The sequence below is a fragment of the Microcoleus sp. OTE_8_concoct_300 genome, assembly GCF_031383065.1.
Taxonomy (GTDB): Bacteria; Cyanobacteriota; Cyanobacteriia; order Cyanobacteriales; family Microcoleaceae; genus Microcoleus.
Map to the genome: position 1 here is coordinate 1 of NZ_JANMZH010000897.1, position 1,126 is coordinate 1,126.

Consider the following 1,126-nt stretch of genomic DNA (forward strand, 5'->3'; position numbering starts at 1 on the left):
TATCTGCGTTTATCTGCCTTGAATCTGCGGTTGACATATTAATAAAAAAATTATGCAATAAATCTAATAACCAATAACCCAAAAAAATATGAACCCAGAACCAGAAATTAGCCGCCTGTTAGATGTGATGCCCGCTTCCGGTCGCATGATGTGTAAAATTATTAATAAGCCACAACAATCAACGGTAATTGACTGCGATTTTCCTTTGCCTTGGCATCAATCTCGCCCGATTTATATTAATTTTGATTTGTGGCGGCTGCTATCTAAGCCGCAGCGGGATTTACTGCTATTGCGGAATGTAAGTTTTTTGTGCAGTTTTAAGTGGTTTAAACCGGATATTTATCAAGGTGCAGCTCTGGCGGGAATTGTCGGGACTGTTGTAGAATTGTTGCAGGCAGATGCGATCGGCACTGCGATCGCGGGCGGTTTGACGGGACTCGCCATGACTCGAATTTGGCGCGACAACCGCAGTTCCCAAGTAGAGTTAGATGCTGACGAAGCGGCGATTAGAGTCGCTCTCAGGCGCGGTTACAACGAAGCGGAAGCGGCCGGACATTTGCTGGGGGCGATCGAGGCTGTGGCGCAAATTGAAGGGCGCAGTTTGGATTTTAATGAGTTGATTCGGTGTCAAAACTTAAAGGCGATATCGGGTATTTCGACCGTGGGCGTGCCCGATAGTGTCAGGCAAGATTAGAAAATACTATTTCACAAACAATCCTGTGTTCGGCAGCCAAAGGACACAACAGTGTTTATTGGTGTCAACTTAAGACCCAAACCCGTGAGAAATCTCGCTTTTAACCGAGTCTAGATCCCCCTAAATCCCCCTTAGGTCGGGGGACTTTGACAAGATTCCTGTCCCCCCCTTATTAAGGGGGGCTAGGGGGGATCGAGCCTTATGAGAAATCTCGCTTTTAACCCAGTCTAGATCCCCCTAAATCCCCCTTAAGAAGGGGGACTTTGAGCAAGTTCTTGTCCCCCCCTTATTAAGGGGGGCTAGGGGGGATCTAGCCTTATGAGAAATCTCGCTTTTAACCGAGTCTAGATCCCCCTAAATCCCCCTTAAGAAGGGGGACTTTGAGCAAGTTCTTGTCCCCCCCTTATTAAGGGGGGCTAGGGGGGATCGAGC

At 47.8% G+C, this 1,126-nt stretch carries 1 protein-coding gene; it reads left to right on the forward strand.

Going from position 1 to position 1,126, the window contains the following annotated elements:
- The first annotated feature begins 88 nt into the window (after positions 1–88).
- Entirely contained in the window at positions 89–694 is a 606-nt protein-coding gene (locus ACUVJL_RS38970) for a DUF3318 domain-containing protein (RefSeq protein ID WP_445250708.1), read from the forward strand.
- The last annotated feature ends 432 nt before the right edge of the window (positions 695–1,126 follow it).